Origin of the sequence: Flavobacterium tructae (assembly GCF_001853485.1) — a bacterium.
Taxonomy (GTDB): domain Bacteria; phylum Bacteroidota; class Bacteroidia; order Flavobacteriales; family Flavobacteriaceae; genus Flavobacterium; species Flavobacterium tructae.
Genome location: NZ_MIKE01000011.1, coordinates 43,899 through 63,098 on the forward strand (window position 1 = coordinate 43,899; position 19,200 = coordinate 63,098).

Annotated in this window: 17 protein-coding genes and 2 tRNA genes; 4 read left to right on the plus strand and 15 right to left on the minus strand. The window is 35.2% G+C overall.

Features of this window, described 5'->3' with window-relative positions; genetic code table 11:
- Positions 1-17: 17 nt before the first annotated feature.
- A complete protein-coding gene (locus tag BHE19_RS02255; RefSeq protein ID WP_070905783.1) occupies positions 18-1,352 on the minus strand; it encodes a c-type cytochrome in 1,335 nt (444 codons plus the stop codon).
- 219 nt (positions 1,353-1,571) lie between these two features.
- On the opposite strand from BHE19_RS02255, the gene BHE19_RS02260 reads away from it, so the two are divergent.
- Complete coding sequence (locus tag BHE19_RS02260) at positions 1,572-1,961, plus strand: SPOR domain-containing protein (protein WP_026110154.1); 390 nt, start codon at positions 1,572-1,574, stop codon at positions 1,959-1,961.
- A gap of 712 nt (positions 1,962-2,673) precedes the next feature.
- Here the strand turns inward: BHE19_RS02260 and BHE19_RS02265 are convergent.
- The 4 genes from BHE19_RS02265 to rimP form a co-directional block, all read right to left on the minus strand.
- Complete coding sequence (locus BHE19_RS02265; RefSeq protein WP_070906556.1) at positions 2,674-3,183, minus strand: DUF4920 domain-containing protein; 510 nt, start codon at positions 3,181-3,183, stop codon at positions 2,674-2,676.
- 162 nt (positions 3,184-3,345) lie between these two features.
- Positions 3,346-6,225 (minus strand): translation initiation factor IF-2, encoded by a 2,880-nt coding sequence (gene infB / locus BHE19_RS02270; RefSeq protein WP_070905784.1) that lies wholly within the window; start codon positions 6,223-6,225, stop codon positions 3,346-3,348.
- Positions 6,226-6,273: 48 nt separating this feature from the next.
- Entirely contained in the window at positions 6,274-7,527 is a 1,254-nt protein-coding gene (gene nusA, locus BHE19_RS02275; RefSeq protein ID WP_017498147.1) for a transcription termination factor NusA, read from the minus strand.
- Between the two features lie 13 nt (positions 7,528-7,540).
- Positions 7,541-8,005: a ribosome assembly cofactor RimP gene (rimP, locus tag BHE19_RS02280; protein WP_070906557.1), complete on the minus strand. Its 465-nt coding sequence runs from the start codon at positions 8,003-8,005 to the stop codon at positions 7,541-7,543.
- A 177-nt stretch (positions 8,006-8,182) separates the two neighbouring features.
- On the opposite strand from rimP, the gene BHE19_RS02285 reads away from it, so the two are divergent.
- Complete coding sequence (locus tag BHE19_RS02285; RefSeq protein ID WP_070905785.1) at positions 8,183-9,007, plus strand: universal stress protein; 825 nt, start codon at positions 8,183-8,185, stop codon at positions 9,005-9,007.
- Between the two features lie 48 nt (positions 9,008-9,055).
- Here BHE19_RS02285 and BHE19_RS02290 read toward each other — a convergent pair.
- The 3 genes from BHE19_RS02290 to BHE19_RS02295 all read right to left on the minus strand — a co-directional run bounded on the left by BHE19_RS02290 (position 9,056) and on the right by BHE19_RS02295 (position 10,138).
- Positions 9,056-9,126: transfer RNA gene (locus BHE19_RS02290), tRNA-Gln, on the minus strand.
- 514 nt (positions 9,127-9,640) lie between these two features.
- Positions 9,641-9,817 (minus strand): hypothetical protein, encoded by a 177-nt coding sequence (locus BHE19_RS22710; RefSeq protein WP_017498143.1) that lies wholly within the window; start codon positions 9,815-9,817, stop codon positions 9,641-9,643.
- Between the two features lie 250 nt (positions 9,818-10,067).
- A tRNA-Gln gene (locus tag BHE19_RS02295) sits at positions 10,068-10,138 on the minus strand.
- Positions 10,139-10,383: 245 nt separating this feature from the next.
- On the opposite strand from BHE19_RS02295, the gene BHE19_RS02300 reads away from it, so the two are divergent.
- Both BHE19_RS02300 and BHE19_RS02305 read left to right on the plus strand, forming a co-directional pair.
- The gene (locus tag BHE19_RS02300) at positions 10,384-13,662 is read left to right on the plus strand and encodes a glycosyltransferase family 117 protein (protein WP_070905786.1); all 3,279 of its coding nucleotides are present in this window, start codon (positions 10,384-10,386) and stop codon (positions 13,660-13,662) included.
- A gap of 95 nt (positions 13,663-13,757) precedes the next feature.
- The gene (locus tag BHE19_RS02305) at positions 13,758-14,393 is read left to right on the plus strand and encodes a polysaccharide deacetylase family protein (protein ID WP_017498140.1); all 636 of its coding nucleotides are present in this window, start codon (positions 13,758-13,760) and stop codon (positions 14,391-14,393) included.
- 24 nt (positions 14,394-14,417) lie between these two features.
- On the opposite strand, the gene BHE19_RS02310 is transcribed toward BHE19_RS02305, so the two are convergent.
- The 7 genes from BHE19_RS02310 to BHE19_RS02340 all read right to left on the minus strand — a co-directional run bounded on the left by BHE19_RS02310 (position 14,418) and on the right by BHE19_RS02340 (position 19,151).
- Positions 14,418-14,720 carry a thioredoxin family protein gene (locus tag BHE19_RS02310; RefSeq protein ID WP_017498139.1) on the minus strand — a complete coding sequence of 101 codons (303 nt, stop codon included), beginning with the start codon at positions 14,718-14,720 and terminating at the stop codon, positions 14,418-14,420.
- Positions 14,721-14,794: 74 nt separating this feature from the next.
- The gene (locus tag BHE19_RS02315) at positions 14,795-16,030 is read right to left on the minus strand and encodes a metallophosphoesterase (RefSeq protein ID WP_070905787.1); all 1,236 of its coding nucleotides are present in this window, start codon (positions 16,028-16,030) and stop codon (positions 14,795-14,797) included.
- Positions 16,031-16,208: 178 nt separating this feature from the next.
- Positions 16,209-16,394, minus strand: a complete 186-nt coding sequence (locus BHE19_RS02320) for a hypothetical protein (protein ID WP_026110152.1) — start codon at positions 16,392-16,394, stop codon at positions 16,209-16,211.
- A gap of 106 nt (positions 16,395-16,500) precedes the next feature.
- On the minus strand, positions 16,501-17,838 hold the full coding sequence (locus BHE19_RS02325) for a sensor histidine kinase (protein WP_233431349.1): 1,338 nt from the start codon (positions 17,836-17,838) through the stop codon (positions 16,501-16,503).
- Positions 17,839-17,850: 12 nt separating this feature from the next.
- A complete protein-coding gene (locus tag BHE19_RS02330; protein ID WP_070905789.1) occupies positions 17,851-18,525 on the minus strand; it encodes a response regulator transcription factor in 675 nt (224 codons plus the stop codon).
- Positions 18,526-18,715: 190 nt separating this feature from the next.
- On the minus strand, positions 18,716-18,907 hold the full coding sequence (locus BHE19_RS02335) for a hypothetical protein (protein ID WP_026110151.1): 192 nt from the start codon (positions 18,905-18,907) through the stop codon (positions 18,716-18,718).
- Positions 18,908-18,953: 46 nt separating this feature from the next.
- A complete protein-coding gene (locus BHE19_RS02340) occupies positions 18,954-19,151 on the minus strand; it encodes a hypothetical protein (RefSeq protein ID WP_070905790.1) in 198 nt (65 codons plus the stop codon).
- Positions 19,152-19,200: the final 49 nt, after the last annotated feature.

Sequence of the window (19,200 nt, forward strand, 5' to 3'; positions counted from 1 at the left end):
AAATCTTAATAATTCGATTAATAGTGGCATTTACCGCATTCTAAACCTCCCATTTGCGCTGCAGTTAATTTCTCTACACCGTATTTTTTAGAAAGTTCAGCATGAATTTTATCATAGTATGCATTTCCTTCCATCTTAACATCAGTTTTTCTATGGCAATCAACACACCATCCCATTGTTAATTTAGAGTATTGCTTCATGATTTCAAATTCTTCCACAGGACCGTGACAAGTTTGACATTCGATACCTCCAACAGTAACGTGTTGAGAGTGGTTGAAGTAAACAAAATCAGGTAAGTTGTGAATACGAACCCATTTTACTGGCTGCGTTTTTCCGGTATAAGCTTGTTTTGCCTTATCCCAACCAACTGCATCATATAATTTTTGGATCTGTGCATCGTAAAATGCCTTGCTGTACTCAGGAGTAGCAGTAGTTTCAGCAACTTCAGAAATGTTTTTATGACAGTTCATACAAACATTCAAAGATGGAATACCAGCAGTCTTACTTACACGAGCAGCAGAGTGACAATATTTACAATTGATTTCGTTATCACCAGCGTGAATTTTATGAGAATAGTGAATTGGCTGAATTGGCTCATAATTTTGATCCACACCAACTTGCATTAAGTATCCGTATACAAAATATCCACTTGCCAATAGCAAGAATATTGCCGTAACTAATACCAAGAACTGGTTTCTAGCGAACGCTTTCCAGATAGGAGTCGTAGCTTCTTTAGGAGCAACTACAATTCCGTTATTACTAGCTACTTTAGTCAATACTTTGTTCACCATGAACAACATCACAACCAATATAGCCATTACAAGTGCAAGTGCACCTAAAATAATATTGTTTGAAATACCACCACCGTCAACATTAGTTCCCGGAGGAGTTGCAGCCCCACCACCTGCAACAGCTGGCTCAGCTTTTACTTCAGAAGTATACGCGATAATATTATCAATATCTCCTGTTGATAATTGAGGAAAAGAAGTCATTACTGACTTGTTGTTTTCTTCAAAAAGTTTTACTGCTACAGGATCACCTGACTTAATCATGTCAGAACTGTTGTGAACCCATTTGTAGATCCAAGCAATATCATGCTTTCCAGCAACTCCTCTTAAAGCAGGACCTGTTGATTTGGCATCTAATTTGTGACATGCAGCGCAATTTGCATTAAAAAGTTCTTTCCCTTTTACCGGATCACCACCAGCAGTTGCAGCCGGAGCGGCAGCAGCTTCAGTCGCCGCAGGAGCAGCTGGATCTTGAGCAAATGAAGTTAGGGAGAAAATCAGCGTTAGCGATAAGCTAAGCAGCAATTTTCTTGAGATCGAATTATGGTTACCCACCTTTTTCATATAGTATAATAATTATCTACTAATTTTTGGTATGATTTTTTCTGTAGTAAATCAACAAAAAACTAATACCTTCTTTTAAAACTTGCACAAAAATACGACTTATGTGTTATTCTCAAAACCTTAAAATAGTCTTAAATATCAATTTATATCAATTCTAAATAATATCAAATTTTCGCATACAAATTTTAAATAGTATTTTTGCTCAAAAACCACCACATTATGAGAATTTTAACCCCATCTAAAAGAGTTTTCTTCACGCTAACAATGATCACTTTAGCTTACAACATTCAAGCTCAGGATCAAAATTTAACACTAAATCAAGATCCAAAATTTGAGCAATTATTGAATGACAAACGCAAAATTAACACATCAATAAGTACAAACGATACCTATAAAATTCAAATCTTCAGTGGCAAAAGCGAAGAAGCAAAGAAAACGTTATCGGATTTCAAAAGAGAATACAGTAACATCGATGGAACCATAATTTTCAACACACCAAACTACAAGGTTATTGTTGGAAATTTCAAGACCAGAATAGAAGCAGAAAGAAACCTGGCAGACATCAAAAAGAGACACAAAAATGTTTTTCTATTAAAGCCAGGAAAGTAAACACTTCATTAAAACAGAACAATCAAAAAAAGGGCAGCTTCAAAACGAAGCTGCCCTTTTTTCATAACTTATTCTGATCACAAAATACAATCTTCCACATCCTCTTATCTTTCTTTCCAAACATTACCAAAACACCCCTTATCAGTAGCTAGCCAACACCTAAGATTACACCATACAGACAAGACTCTCACCAACATCAATATGCATACTCATGACGAATTCAAATGATCTCACCCCATGCGAAAAAGATAATCCTCCATCACTTAAAGCTCTCAGAAAGCAAATCCAATCATTCCACTTTAACACTTTCTGGCATATCCTAAATCAAATCTAAAAGCTCAAGATACCGATACAAGCAGACGAGTCAACAACATTAAACGATTTAACACACCCTCATCACACAAATAACCTTCCATCAATTATCCATATTTCGCAATTTACCCCCCTTACACCCTTGTTTCATTTTACAAACTGAAACAAAATATTACCCGGACTCAAAAAAACATCCCCAGACCTGAAACAATTATTAAGCAACTTATTCTTTCAAACAACAAACAACCTTGTCCCTATTCAGTCCGACTCTCTACTTCCACAGACACCCTCTTCTTCCAATCACCCAAACAAAACAAACTCTTTTTTACTCCAACAAAAAAGTCCCGGCAAAAGCCAGGACTCTAAAACATAAATATTGAGCAGTAAATCAAAAATGCATTTAATTCACCACCTTAATTCCATCTGCCATAAATCGAATTTCTTCTTTCGGCTTGTTGATCGCATCAATTTCAGCCTTTGATTTTTTAGCATCTTTAGCATAATGTTTCAACTCATCGACAGAGGTGATTTTCTTCTCAGCCGTACCTTCCAAAACAACATTTTTACCTTTTAATGCCGTTGGCACAAAAAAAGCATAGTCCTTCATTTTCACAAAGAAGGAAGATCCATCTTCTGTTTTAACAGTAACCCAGCATCCTTTCTTCGGACAAACATCAGTCACAACTCCTTTCACTGATATATTTTCAGCCTTATCAGTAGTTTTTAAGTCGTTTTTCAACTTCTCAACCGTGATCGCTTTGCTTTCTGAAATTTTCGAAACATCGGCACCGTAATGATCTCCCACTACAGCATTTCCTGCCGGAGGAGCACTCTTTTCAACTGCTTCCTGCGAAAAAGACACTAAAGAAAAACTCACAGAAAGAACGAATGCGTATATAAATTTTCTCATAATTAAATATTTTTTAATCAAAAATAGCATTAAAATTGAAATAAACGAAAATATTAATCACACCTCGTTTTTTTTTAAACACTACAAACTTCGTTTACATATTCTCACAAAAAAAGTCCCAACTCTCGTTGGGACTTTTGAATATCAATATTGAATTGACTATTATTTCAATTTCTTTTTGATTGCTACTTCATGGTAAGCCTCAATAACGTCTCTTTCTTCGATATCATTGTAACCTTTGATCTGAATACCACAATCGTATCCTTTACTAACTTCTTTAACATCGTCTTTGAAACGTTTCAATGCCACAAGTTCACCTGTGTGCACCACTACTCCATCTCTGATCACTCTAATTTTAGAAGATCTCATAATCTTACCGTCCATCACCATACAACCAGCAATTGAACCCACTTTAGAAATTTTGAAAATCTCACGAATTTCAGCAGTTCCTAAAATTTCTTCTTTCATCTCAGGAGCTAACATTCCTTCCATTGCATCTTTTAAGTCATCGATTGCAGCGTAGATAATAGAGTAATAACGGATATCGATTTCTTCTTTATCAGCAAGCTGTCTCGCGTTTCCAGCAGGACGAACGTTAAATCCGATAATAATCGCATCAGATGCAGAAGCCAGCATAACGTCAGTTTCAGTAATTGCTCCAACACCTTTATGAATGATATTAATTTGAATTTCTTCTGTAGACAATTTAGAGAATGAATCTGATAATGCTTCAACAGATCCATCCACGTCTCCTTTAAGGATTACGTTCAATTCTTTAAACTGACCAAGAGCAATACGACGTCCGATTTCATCCAATGTAATATGACGTTGTGTACGTACTGATTGTTCACGCATTAATTGAGAACGTTTCGAAGCAATTTGTTTCGCTTCTTTTTCGTCTTCAAAAACGTTAAACTTATCACCGGCAGTTGCAGCTCCGTCAAGACCTAAAACAGATACCGGAGTTGAAGGTCCTGCTTCTTTAACAATATGTCCGCGTTCGTCATGCATAGCTTTAATTTTACCATGATGCTTACCTGCCAACATATAATCTCCAATTTTCAAAGTTCCGTGTTGAACTAAAATGGTAGAAACATATCCTTTTCCTTTATCTAAGAACGCCTCAACAACAGTTCCCTGTGCTGCTTTATTTGGGTTTGATTTTAAATCTAAAATTTCAGCCTCCAATAAAACTTTCTCTAACAATTCTTTCACTCCTAATCCTGTTTTAGCAGAGATATCGTGTGATTGAATTTTTCCACCCCAATCTTCAACAAGTAAATTCATACCTGCCAGTCTTTCTTTAATCTTATCCGGATTAGCATTTGGCTTATCCACTTTATTGATTGCGAAAATAATTGGAACACCCGCAGCTTGTGCGTGAGAGATTGCCTCTTTGGTTTGTGGCATGATATCATCATCCGCCGCAATTACAATGATAGCAATATCGGTAACCTGAGCTCCACGTGCACGCATCGCGGTAAACGCCTCGTGACCCGGAGTATCTAAGAATGCTATTTTCTGACCATTATCTAAAGTTACTCCATATGCTCCAATGTGCTGTGTAATACCCCCAGACTCTCCGGCAATAACATTTTCTTTACGGATATAATCCAATAAAGAGGTTTTACCGTGATCGACGTGACCCATTACTGTAACAATTGGCGCTCTCACCACTAAGTCTTCTTCTTTATCTTCAACTACCTCAATAGCTTCTTCGATATCAACCGTGATAAACTCTACTTCGTAACCAAACTCATCTGCTACAATTGTTAGAGTTTCAGCATCCAGACGTTGGTTCATGGTAACCATGATACCAAGTGACATACACGTTCCAATTACTTTTGTAATCGGCACATCCATCATGATTGCAATTTCACCTACTGTAACAAACTCCGTAACTTTAATTGTTTTACTTCCTTCGTCAAGTGCTCTTTGCTCATCATCTGATTTCTGACGGTGCGTTTCTCTTTTATCTCTTCTGTATTTAGCAGCTTTAGATTTTCCACCTTTACCCTGAAGTTTTTCAAGAGTCTCTCTAATTTGGTTTTTTACTTCCTCTTCAGTTGGCTCCACTTTTGCTACAATTGCAGGACGGTTTCCTTTAACAAAACCTGGCCTTGCACTTCTGTTTGCATTAAAACCTCCTCCACCAGTATTTGGTGTAATTTTATTAGGGTTTGGAGTTCCCGGCGCATTACCTGTTGCAGGTTTTGGTGCCCCCGGAGTTCCCGGTTTAGGAGCGATTCTTTTACGCTTATTTTTATTAGCGTTATTTCCGGCTCCCGGAGCTCCTGGTTTATTAGGAGTTATCTTTGGATCTTCTTTCTTTTTCTTAGGCTTATTGAATTGAGACAAGTCAATTGTCTGCCCGGTAAGAGTAGTTCCAGATAATTTTTGATATTGTGTAGTAATTATTTCCTCAGCAGTGTTAGGATCAGTTGAAACAACTGGTTCCTGCGCTACTTTTGGAGACTCTACTTTTACTTCTTTCTTCTCTGTAATAATAGGTTTTTCTACCTTTTTCTCTTCAGAAACAACAGGAGCAACTACCGGCTCTGGCTGTACAATTTCTTTTTGAACAGGTTTTTCTGGTTGAGTTGGAGTAACAACTGCTTTTGGCTCTTCGGTTTTAGCCGGTTCCTCAGAAGTAGTAGAAACAATTGCAGGTTTCTTCGGGTTTAAATCAATTTTACCTACTTGAACAGGCCCTGTTACAACTGCTCTCGCTTTTATAACCTCCTGTTGTTTTTGGCGCTCTTCGTCTTGTCTGCGTTTGTCCTCAATTTCTTTCTCACGTTCAACACGTAATGCTTCTTTCTCTTTTCTTTTCTCTTCTCCTACCTCTTTAGAAGCTTCCTTATTCCCCTTATCGCCCGCAAATTGGCTTTGTAGGATATTAAATTCGCTATCAGAAATTTTTGCATTTGGATTTGCATCAATAGCAATTCCCTTATCTTTTAGATAATCAACAGCTCTTTCTAACGAAATATTTAATTCCCTTAAAACCTTGTTTATTCTTATTACTCTCTCTTCAGACATATAACCTTTTTATTATTACCTTTTTCGTTGTGTTGTTAGAGCAGACAACTAACTGTCAAACTCTTCTTTTAGTATTTTCATAACATCAAGAATAGTTTCCTCTTCTAAATCTGTTCTTCTTACTAAATCTTCTACTTCTTGCTTCAGAATACTTTTTGCTGTATCCAAACCAATTTTAGCAAATTCTTCAATTACCCAGCCCTCGATTTCATCTGAGAATTCTGTTAATTCAACATCATCCTCATCTGCCGTTGCTCCTGCAACATCTCCTTCACGAATAACATCTAATTCATAACCTGTTAACTGGCCTGCTAATTTAATATTGTGACCTCCTCTACCAATTGCTTTAGAAACTTCTTCTAATTTCAAGAAAACTTCAGCTCTTTTATTTTCTTCGTCGATTTTAATAGACGAAACTTTTGCAGGGCTTAAAGCTCTTGTAATAAACAATTGAATATTGTTTGTATAATTAATTACATCGATATTCTCGTTTCCTAACTCACGAACGATTCCGTGAATACGAGATCCTTTCATCCCTACACAAGCTCCAACAGGATCAATTCTATCATCATAAGAATCTACCGCTACTTTTGCTTTTTCTCCAGGAATACGCACTACATTTTTAACTGTAATCAAACCGTCGAACACCTCAGGAATTTCCTGTTCAAACAATTTCTCCAAAAACTTCTCAGAAGTTCTGGACATAATGATTTGAGGTTTGTTTCCTTTTAATTCAACGCTTTCAATAATTCCACGTACATTATCTCCTTTACGGAAAAAGTCAGACGGAATTTGTTTTTCTTTTGGAAGCACAATTTCGTTTCCTTCATCATCGACCAAAATTACAACTCTTGGACGTACGTGGTGCACTTCGGCAGTATAAATATCACCGATAATATCTTTAAATTGTTTGTAAAGATTTGTATTATCGTGTTCGTGAATTTTAGATATTAAGTTTTGACGCAAAGCTAAAATAGCTCTTCTTCCTAAATCAATCAATTTTACCTCTTCAGAAACCTCTTCACCGATTTCAAAATCAGCTTCAATCATTCTTGCTTCTGTCAAAGTAATCTCTTCGTTTTCAAAATCCAGATCTTCATCAGCAACAATTACTCTTCTTCTCCAGATCTCCATATCTCCTTTATCAGGATTTATAATGATGTCAAAGTTATCATCAGAACCGTATTTTTTCTTTAATGCATTTCTAAACACGTCCTCTAAAATTGCCATAAGCGTTACACGATCAATAAGTTTATTATCTTTAAACTCTGAGAATGAATCGATTAATGCTAAATTTTCCATGCGAATTCTTTAATTAAAATGTTACTGTAACAATTGCCTCTTTAATTTCTGTATAAGGTATTTGTTGCTCTTTTTGAACTGTTTCTTTTCCTTTTCCTACTTTTTTCGGTTCTCTTGCTTTCCAAGACAAAATTATAAAAACATCGTTAGCTTCCACCAATTCTGCCTCAATTTTTTCAGTATTTGTAGTAACAATCAACGTTCTACCAATATTTTTAATGTATTGTCTTGTCATTTTCAAAGGCGACCCTACTCCAACAGATGCTACTTCAAGCGAAAAATCCTGCTCTTCACGATCCAGATTATTCTCGATTGCACGACTTATGTCAATACAATCCTGCAGCGCCACTCCATTATCACCATCTAAACCAACACTAATCTTAAAAGAGTCTGACACAGCCAGATCAATCAAAAAGACCGATGGCTTCTCCAGAAGAGCTTCTATAATTAATCCGTTTACTTTTTCTTTAAATGTCATAATTTTATAAAAAGAGGGGACACTTAGTCCCCTCATTATTTAGATTTTAATAAATAACGGTGCAAATATAGTGTTTTTTTTATAAATCAAAATAAATAGATTAACCTAAAAATATTTCTTATCTTTATAATAGCATCAAAACGATCGTTTTTTTAACTATTCAAGCCCTAAAACACCATGAAACGAATCCTAGTACCTACCGATTTCTCCGAACATGCAGAGGACGCTTTAAAAGTCGCCTCTCAAATTGCAAAGAAAAACAATTCCGAGATAATCATTTTACACATGCTCGAATTACCCAGCCAAATGAACGATGCTGTTCTAGGAGGCGCAAGCATCCCCGAGACAATGCTTTTCATGAAAAAAGCCAACGAAATGCTGGACCAGGTTTCATCAAGACCCTATCTGGACGGAATTCCAATTACAGAAATTGTAAAAATAGACAAACCCATTCACGGCATAACTCAGGTAAGCAAAGAATATGAAATCGATTTAATCGTAATGGGATCACACGGATCATCCGGCATAGAAGAATTATTAATAGGATCAAATACCGAAAAAGTAGTTCGAAATTCTGAAATCCCGGTTTTAGTAATCAAAAAAGACACTACAAATTTCAATGCCTCCACTATTGTTTTCGCCTCAGACTTCTCAGAAGAAGCCAAAAAACCCTTCAAAAAATTCCTGAAATTCACGAAGGCTTTTGACTCAAAAATACACCTGGTCACTATCTGCACCCCTAACAGCTTCAAACCAACTCATGAATTACAAAAAACAATAGATGCCTTTGTAACCGAATTTAACCTGACCCATTACTCTGCTCATATTTACAATGACACCAACATCGAAAAAGGAATCATCAACTTCTCCAACAGCATCAATGCCGATATTATAGGAATGTGTACACACGGAAGAACTGGCTTTGCTCATTTTTTCAACGGTAGTATTAGCGAAGGACTTGTAAATCATGCCATCAGACCGGTACTTACTTTTAAAATTTAAAAAAAATAAACGCATAAAAAAAGCCTCTCGATTGAGAGGCTTTTTACGTTGGTCTACTAGGACTCGAACCTAGAAAGACTGCACCAAAAACAGTTGTGTTACCATTACACCATAGACCAGCAGTGCTGTTAAGCGAGTGCAAATTTAAACCTTTTTTTAGTTTACACAAACTTTTTCTCAACAAAAATATCAATATTTCAGAATTAACAAATCGTCCCCCCCAGCCTTCCTACCCTCAAACCGTTTTCCCAACCCTAAAACACCACACAAACCTCACAAAACCAGTTATTAATTCAAAAAAAAAAAAACGAAGCACAAATTTTTTGATTTTTTTTCACACACTCCAGTATTTTTTTTCTCAGCAGATACCCCATTTGAACAACACCCATTCATAAAGACCGAAAATCAAGAAAATCACAAATGGAATTTCAGAAACTTCAGCCACATTACTCCTTATTCTGAGAAGCACATATGACACCTGAAACACTATTAACAAAACAACAAACACCCACTTTAAAACACCATAAAAACAAAAAAAAAAAGAGAAAATTTCGCAACGCAAAACTTTCTCTTTTTATTTTCAAACATTTTTGAACTTAAAAATTCAACAACGTTTCTTTTTTTTTCACAAAACTAGACAAGTACGGCAAGTAATTGCTGAACAGTTACACCTAGAATTCGTGCTACCTCCCATATTGTCTTACCCTCATTCAGCAAGGCTAAAGCATCACTCAAAAGGCCTCCGCCTTTTACTTGTTTCATTTGAGTAGAATCCAACTCTGTAAAATTCATTTCTTTAATAGTTTTCATAATTTTAATTTTTTAGAATTATTAATTAGCTATAACAAAAAACTTATTCTACCATCAAATATACACAAAAAAACTTACAAACAACAATCAGTATGTACTAAATTTTCTATTTTTAAACCTAAACACACTTAACCAACCATTATCTCGTCAACACAAAAAAACCTAAAATCTATTAAATCCCTAACAAAATCTTATATCAACCGAAACATCAGCGCATAAAAAAAGCCTCTCGATTGAGAGACTTCTTATGTTGGTCTACTAGGACTCGAACCTAGAAAGACTGCACCAAAAACAGTTGTGTTACCATTACACCATAGACCAGCAGTGCTGTTAAGCGAGTGCAAATTTAGAGCTTTATTTAGTTTGTGCAAACTTTTTGAGCAAAAAAAATCATTTTTTACTGTTTTTTTCTCTTCAAAATCGCTAGCAAATCCACAAGTATTTCACAAACAACACCTTAATACAACCAAATACTTTTATAGATTTTTTTGTTAATGCTCGTTTCTTTAAACAAAAAAACATTTTCTTTGTAGGATATAAAAAATACGAAATTTTAACACCTAAATATGGCACAATTCAATTTCAATAAATGGAATACTATTATTGGTTGGTTTGCATTTGCAATCGCTTTAATTACTTATACATTAACTGTTGAACCTACGATGAGTTTTTGGGACTGTGGAGAATATATAGCTACAGCCGCTAAACTGGAAGTAGGACACCCTCCCGGAGCTCCTTTATTTCAAATGATGGGGGCTTTCTTTGCCATGTTTGCGACAGATGCACAACATGTAGCGGTAATGGTTAATATGATGTCGGTTTTTTCAAGTGCCTTTACCATTCTATTTATGTTTTGGTCTTCTTCTATGATTTTGAAAAAAATTGTAGCACGTTTTGCCGAAATCGACCAAAACAATTCAATTGTTATTTTAGGAAGTTCTTTTGTTGGAGCTCTTGCCTACACTTTCTCAGACAGTTTTTGGTTTAATGCTGTTGAGGCAGAAGTTTACGCCATGGCCTCTCTTTTAATCGCCTTGCTTTTCTGGCTTGGTTTACGCTGGGAACAGGACATGGACAAACCTAAAGGAAACAAATGGTTATTGATCATTTCTCTTGTTATCGGACTATCGTTTGGAGTTCACTTTATGGCTTTGTTAACCATTCCTTCTATTGGTTTTCTGTACTACTTTAAACATTACGAAAAAGTTACCATCAAAAATTTTCTTATTGCCAATGTTGTTGTAATTGGTGTTCTTCTCTTCATCTTCAAATTGCTTTTACCTTTAACAATGGAAGCCTTTGCTGATACTGAAGTTTTTATGGTAAATAGTTTTGGATTACCATTTAACTCGGGAACGATTTTCGTAACGCTGCTTCTAATTGCCTTCTTCTATTTTGGATTAAAATACACCAAACAAAAAGGATTGATTTTTTACAACACTATTATTCTTTGTGTTCTTTTTATATTTATTGGATTCTCTACCTGGATTATGCTGCCTGTACGTGCCAATGCCAACACCGTAATCAACGAAAACAAACCTTCGGATGCCGCAGAAGTACTGGCGTACTACAATCGTGAACAATATGGAGTAAATCCTCTTTTTTACGGACCTCAGTACACGGAGTATTTCGCAGGTCTTGATGCAAAAAATCCTTATTCAGACAAAGCTCCTAACTACGAAAGAGATTACAAAACAGGTAAATACATCATTACCAATAATTTCAAAAACGCTCAGCAAAACTCTGACGATAACCAAAAAACGATTCTTCCAAGAATGTGGAGCACTGAAATGGGACACATTCAAAACTATATCAACTTTACAACTCCGCCTAACTTCAGAATAAACCCTAATTATGACTACGAGCAGGATTTAGGAAAATACGGAATTGACGCCAGTCAGTTAACCGAAGAAGAATACAACAAAGCTACAGCTCAATTGCGAAATGAAGTTGAAAAAACAATTTCAGAATTCAGAAAAGCTTACGCGCAAAAACAAATTGATAACGAAGGTTATGTGAAATTCTTAAAAAGCTATGGTGATTACCTGATTATCGAAAAACCATCTGCTGTAGACAATTTCAGTTTCATGTTTGAATATCAATTCGGATATATGTACTGGAGATATTTAATGTGGAACTTCGTTGGACGCCAGAGTGATGTTCAGGGAAAATACGATAATATTGACGGAAACTGGATTAGCGGAATCAAAGCCCTTGACTCTTTACACCTTGGCTCACAAGACAATTTACCTTCTGATGTTACCAACAATAAAGGAAGAAATGTTTATTACTTCCTGCCATTTATTCTTGGACTTATCGGATTAATGTACCATGCCAACAAGGACTTAAAAAGTTTTTACGTCCTATTAGCTCTATTCTTATTTACCGGAATTGCTTTAAAAATATACCTGAACGAAAGACCTTTTGAGCCTCGTGAAAGAGATTATGCATTAGTAGGATCATTTTATGTGTTTGCCATCTGGATTGGTTTTGGTGTTTATTCACTTTACGAAAGCATCCAAAAATATATCGCTCCTAAAATTGCCGGTCCGGTTATTATTGCTGCAAGTTTATTGGCCGCACCTGTTTTAATGGCTTCTCAAAACTGGGACGATCATGACAGGTCCGGAAGATATACCGCAGTGGCAATGGCAAAAGCATACCTAAATTCGTGCGATAAAGATGCTATTTTATTTACCATTGGAGACAATGACACCTTCCCGCTTTGGTATGCTCAGGAAATTGAAGGCATCAGAACCGATGTTAAAATCGTAAACACCAGCTTATTTATGACCGATTGGTACATTGATCAAATGAAAGCGAAAGCTTACGAATCTGACCCGTTACCAATATCCTTTACCCATGATGAATACGTAGGGGACAAATTGGATTATGTAGCACATATTCCTAAAATTGACACACGCTGGAACATCAAAGATTTTATTGATTTTATTAAAAACCCTAAATCAACTGTAGGTTTACAAAACGGACAAACGATCCATTTCTACCCTACGAACAAAATCAGAGTTCCTATTGACAAAAATGTGATTATCAAAAACAAAGTAGTTAATTCGAAATACAATGACTCTATTGTTCCTTATATGGATATCGACATCAAAGGAAGTGCTTTATACAAAAATCGCTTAATGATGCTGGACATTCTAGCCAACAATAACTGGAAAAGACCTATTTATTTTAGCGGAGGAGCTTTTGACGATGAAGATTACTTATGGTTGAAAAACTATTTGCAATTGGACGGAATGGTTTACAAATTAGTCCCTATTAAAAATGTTCCTTCAAAAGACGGAGGACCTATGGATATGGGACAAATGGATGCTGATAAATCGTACGATATTGTAATGAAATGGGACTGGGGCAATAGCAATGGTAATATTTATCACGATCCTGAAACCAGAAGAAACAGCATTACCTACCGTACTAATTTATCCCGTTTAATGGATCAGTTAATTGCCGAAGGTAAAACTGATAAAGCCAAAAAAGTGATCGAACTGGCAATGACAAAAATGCCGGTAGACAAATTCGGTTATTACTCTTTAGTAGAACCTTTTGCAGGAGGATATTACAAAGTGGGAGAAACTGCCAAAGCACATGATTTGCTTAATAAACTGGTTCAGAAATACAAAGAAGAACTAAACTATTATGCCACTCTGACCCCTGGTGACCAAACAGACTTAGCGATTGACATCATTACTGACATCGAACGTTACAGAAGTCTATTACAAGTGATGAAAGAAAACAACGATCTTACTTTCTACGAAAAGCACAAAGTAACGTTTAATACTTATGTAAATGTTTTCGAACGTTTTGGAAGAGAAAAAGAATAATAAGATACGAAAAACATAGCAATTAAAAAAATGCAGCGCCGCTTGATTAGTAGCGCTGCATTTTTTAATTTTACATATCTGTAAACCAAAACAAAATGAGCTTTTATTGGGTAAAAACAAATTCATTCATCAAAAAGGTGTTTTCTAAATATTGTTGGGACATTCCAAACAACGAAAAGAAAATATACCTCACCTTTGATGATGGCCCAACTCCCGAGATTACAGACTGGGTCCTGTCTGAATTGAAAAAGTTTGATGCAAAAGCCACTTTCTTCTGTATTGGAAAAAATATAAAAGCTAACCTTTCTTTGTTTGAAAAACTAATCAAAGAAGGACATTCTATTGGCAACCATACCATGAACCACGTTAATGGCTGGAAAAGCCATACCGATGATTATATTAAAAATGTACAAAATTGTGCCGCTGTTCTGGAAGAGGAAAAAACATGCAACCTTATCTTTCGTCCTCCTTATGGAAAGATCAAAAAGGCACAATCTAAAATTCTTCGAAAATTAGGATATAAAATCATCATGTGGGATGTTTTAAGCGCTGATTTCGACCAGAGCATCACACCTGAGAAATGTCTTGAAAACGTAACAAAAAATGTAAAATCAGGAAGTGTAATTGTATTTCATGACAGCATAAAAGCTTCGCCAAATTTAAAATTTGCCTTGCCTAAAACCTTACACTTTTTAAAAGAAAATGGGTATACATTTGATATTATTCACTAAATAATATCCTTAAGAAGTAGTATTCTATAAATTAAATCGTTCCTGAACAATTCCTATAATTGTATTCGCATCCAGTTCGCCGGATTGTCTCCAAATCATCTGTCCTTCTTTATAAATCATTAAAGTAGGAAGTCCCTTAATACGCAGTGCTTCTGCTAATTCCTGATTTTTATCCACATCAATTTTGATCACCTTGGCTTTATCGCCAAGTGCAGCCGCAACATCCTTAATTACAGGATGCATTGATACAGATGATTCGTTCCAATCGGTGTAAAAATCAATCAACACTGGAACTTGAGCATTTATAAGTTCTCCAAATTTTGACATAAAACCAAAAATTTAATTCTTTTTTAATCTTTTAAAAAGAGGTAATTATATACAAATGTAGCATTTTTAACGAATTAAGCCACATTGTTCCCCTTTTTTAGTTCAATCACGGTTATTTCGGGCATAATCCCCACACGCCCCGGATATGCGTGAAAACCAAATCCACGATTCACATATACATATCGACTTGCATTTTCATATAAGCCTGCCCATTGTTTATAAATATACTGAGCCAGGCTCCATTTAAAATAACCCGGAATTTCTATTCCAAATTGCATGCCATGTGTGTGACCTGACAAGGTTAAATGAAAATTTTTCGGATGATCTTTAATTACGTATTCCCAGTGTGTCGGATCATGACTCATCACCACTTTAAAATCGTCCTGAGACACATTCTGAGAGGCTTTATCTATATCTCCGTACTTCGCAAAATTCTTCCCCCAGTTTTCTACACCAATCAGTGCAATTTTGTCATCTCCTTTTTGAATGTATCGGTGTTCGTTTAACAGAAGCTCGAATCCAATTTGCCCATAAAGGCTCTTAATTTCTTCAAAATTTTCCTTTTTATCCTTTTCGGAAGGCCAGGTTACATATTCGCCATAGTCATGGTTGCCTAAAACAGAAAACTTCCCGTATTTATAGTTTTTTATTCTCTTAAAAGTCTCCAGCCATGGATGCATTTCTTTAGCATGTGTATTGACAATATCTCCTGTAAACAAAATCAAATCAGATTCCTGAGCATTAATCAGATCAATAGCATAGTTTATTTTATCCGGATTGTCAAAACTTCCGCTGTGAACGTCTGATATCTGAGTAATTTTAAAACCATCAAAAGCATCCGGAAGATCCGGAAAAAAGACAGTTTGCTTGATTACCTTAAAATTGTATTTCCCTTCAAATATTCCATAAATCAAGGAAAGAAAAGGAACTGCTGCTAATCCTAAGGCGATCTGACTGATAAATTTTCTCCTCTCGGGCATCATTTCCTTTTTTGGAACATTATACACGAAGTAATTGACGATGCTTACCCCTATTCTAAAAATATCCTCACCAAACATAAAAAGCGTAAGAACAATTTTTGGCACATAAACCAATAGCATTAATCCTGTTGTAAACATAAATTGTTTCGTTTGTCCAACAGACCGGTCAATTTGCGAAAAAGAATAAATGATAAAAATTAGAATTAGTAAACTTATAACCTGATAACTAATTAAAACCCATCTTAACTTGATTAAGGCCCGAAACGCCTGATAAGAATAGTACTCAATAAACAATAGAAGAGCACAAAGAATTAGAAACTTAAGGATCATTATTTTTAGTTTTAAGCAAAGTAACAAAGAATGAAAATCTTATGACTTTTTATTATCAAAAATTTAACGCTGTTAATGACAAAAAGCTGACAGATTACTCTATCAGCTTTTTTTCTACCAAATTTTTAAAACCTTTTAAAATCCTCAACATGTGTTTACCGAAGTAAACTATACCTTTTTATTTTTGTGTTTTTGCTGCTTCCGGTTTAGCGGCTGCTTCTTTTTTCGCTTTTTTATCTGCTTTTTTCTCTTTTTTAGGCGCTTTTGCTTCTTTTACAGGGGCTGATTTTGCTGGAGTTGTTTGAGCGTTCACCATAGCAACTGTTCCTAAAACAGCTACTGCTAACATTACTAATTTTCTCATGATTTTAGTTTTTATGATTATTATTATCTTCATTTATTATACCTCAAAGATATTCTCACAAAATGAAGATAAAATGAAGATTAGGCCTGTCTGAAAAAATTAACTTTTAATTATGTTTTTGCTCTCCGGGAAACAATAATGTAAAGGTGGTTCCTTTATCAATCTCAGACGTGACCTTAATTTCAATATGATGAAAAGAAGCAATACTCTCTGCAATAGCAAGCCCTAACCCCTGTCCTTCCTGATCTGAACTAAGTCTGGCAAATCTGTTGAATATCTGTTCTATTTGAAAATCATTCATCCCAACACCGGAATCGGCAATAGAAATAAAATAGTTATGGTCCTGAAAACCATCCGTAACAATTATACTACCCTGAGGTTTATTGTATTTTATGGCATTCGTTACCAAATTATAAATAAGAATATGAATCAGCGTTTTGTTTCCTGTAAAAACATAATGATGGTTCATTTTATTCCAAAACTGAATTTCTCTGTCGTCGATACGATCCTGTAAGTCTTCCTGCAAATCGGTAACCATTTCATGAAAATTTATATTCTCGTTGGCTTCATATTGATTGTTTTCGATTCTGGAAATCAACAATAAATTATTAATGATTTTTTTCAGCATATCTAATGTTTTCAATGCTCCTGCAATTTTATCAATGGCATTATCATCTAAAGATTCATTTTGCAATAAGTTCTCAAACTTACTTTTGAGCAATGCAATTGGCGTTAGCAGCTCGTGGGAAACATTTGATATGAACTGTTTTTCCTTTTTAAAAAGCTCTGCAATACGATCCATCATTTGGTTTAAAACAGAATCGAGTTCTCTAAAATCATGAGACCTGACTTTGATTGGAGTATGATCAAAAGCTTCAGGCTCATTGACCCGCCTTATCTTGGTATCAATAATTTTATAAAAAGGCTTTAATAAGTATTCGATATAAAAAGTATCTGCCAAAAAAGTAATTAATAATATCACCACAAAAACGATAATAATAAAAAATCGGATGATAAAAGTAAGGTCTTTTACTTCTCCCAAACTGCTTCCAATTTCGAGCTGGTATCCCTGATTTCCGAAGGTAAAATGATACTGCAAGATTCTGTATTCGTTTTCTTCTCCTTCAATAATTCGGTAGTCATTACTAAAAACAGGTTTTTTCTGATCGTGTTTTAGAGAAGATTTTGAGAGCACCAAAAACTCGCTGTGAAGAGTTGAAAACTGTGAATAGGTTTCGGTCGAATCACCTGAATTTTCAATAAAGTCATCGATTTCATTCTGATTCAGATGTTCAATAAACTTCTGTTTTTTTTCGAGCAGCCCATTATTGATATGTCTATACACCACATTTTCTACCAAAATAGGCAGCATCAGCCATAAGATAAAAATAACCAACAGTCTTGTCAGCGCATTAAAAATAGCCAATTGATGTTTTATCTTCACAGCCTGTACTATTTATTCGTTTATACGATATCCTACATTTCTAACAGTTTCAAACCAATCAATTTCTGTATGCTTGTCTAATTTTTTTCGAAGATTTCTAACATGGACGTCAATAAAATTAGAGTCGGAATTGACTTCGAGAATGTCTCCCCAAATATGTTCCGTCAATTGCAGTCTCGTAATTACTCTGTTTTTATTAAGGACTAAATACTGAAAAATATCAAATTCCTTTTTGGTCAGATTAATGGGCGTTTCATTATAACTCATCTTATAATCCTGAAGTTGCAATAAAAAACCATGAATGCTTAAATTATTCAAAGTAAAACCGTGCATCCTGCGAATAACCGCAAACAATCGTGCACTAAGCTCTGTGAGAGCAAACGGTTTGGTTAGATAATCATCGGCGCCCAGGTGCAAGCCATTTACCCTGTCATCCAGTTCTCCACGGGCTGTAAGTACAATAACTGCCATTTTCGATTTCGTTTTGCGAACTGTTTTCAGTACTTCAAATCCATCTCCGTCAGGCAGACCAAGGTCCAGCAGCATAGCATCATAATCATTACTGTTTACCTCCTCCAGAGCATCACTGCAGTTGTGAACTATTTTACAGATGTAGCCTGCATTACACAGAAAATCATAAACTTCTGCCGCAAGTTCTTTCGTATCTTCAACAATCAAAATATTCATAATTCAACTTTTAAACGCAACTAAATTTAAGCAATTATAAAAAGTATTGTTGCGCATTATTAAAAAAATTAACGAATAAAAAAAAGCCAGTAAATTTCTTTACCGGCTCTCTTCAACCGCATTCTCATAATCATTACTTCTGTTTTGCTCACTGTACAATTTTTTGAAAGCAAAACGAAAACAATTTTCCCTACTTCATTTTAGTTGTTTCTGCTTTTGGAGCTTCGCTTTTTTGCGATTTCATTTTTTTATCGGCTTTGTTTTTGTGATGTTTAGTTGCTTTCACTTCTTTTGCAGGAGCTGTTTGTGCAGGAGCTGTTTGCGCGCTAACCATTACACTTGTTCCTAAAACTGCCACGAGTAACATTACTAGATTTTTCATAACTTTTAATTTAAATTGATTTATCTTTTTTTTTGCTTTTATAGTCTTATTTTTTTGCTTTTGGAGCTTCTGTTTTTGGAGCTGCCGTTTTTGCTGATTTTACTTTTTTATCCGCTTTGTGTTTAGGATGTTTGGTTGCTTTTACTTCTTTGACCGGAGTCGTTTTAATATTTTTAGCCGGAAATGCATGTACCATAACACTGGTTCCTAAAACTGCTACTAATAACATCAATAAATTTCTCATGATTTCTACATTTTTATATTAATACCTTTTATTTTACAGATCAAATTTA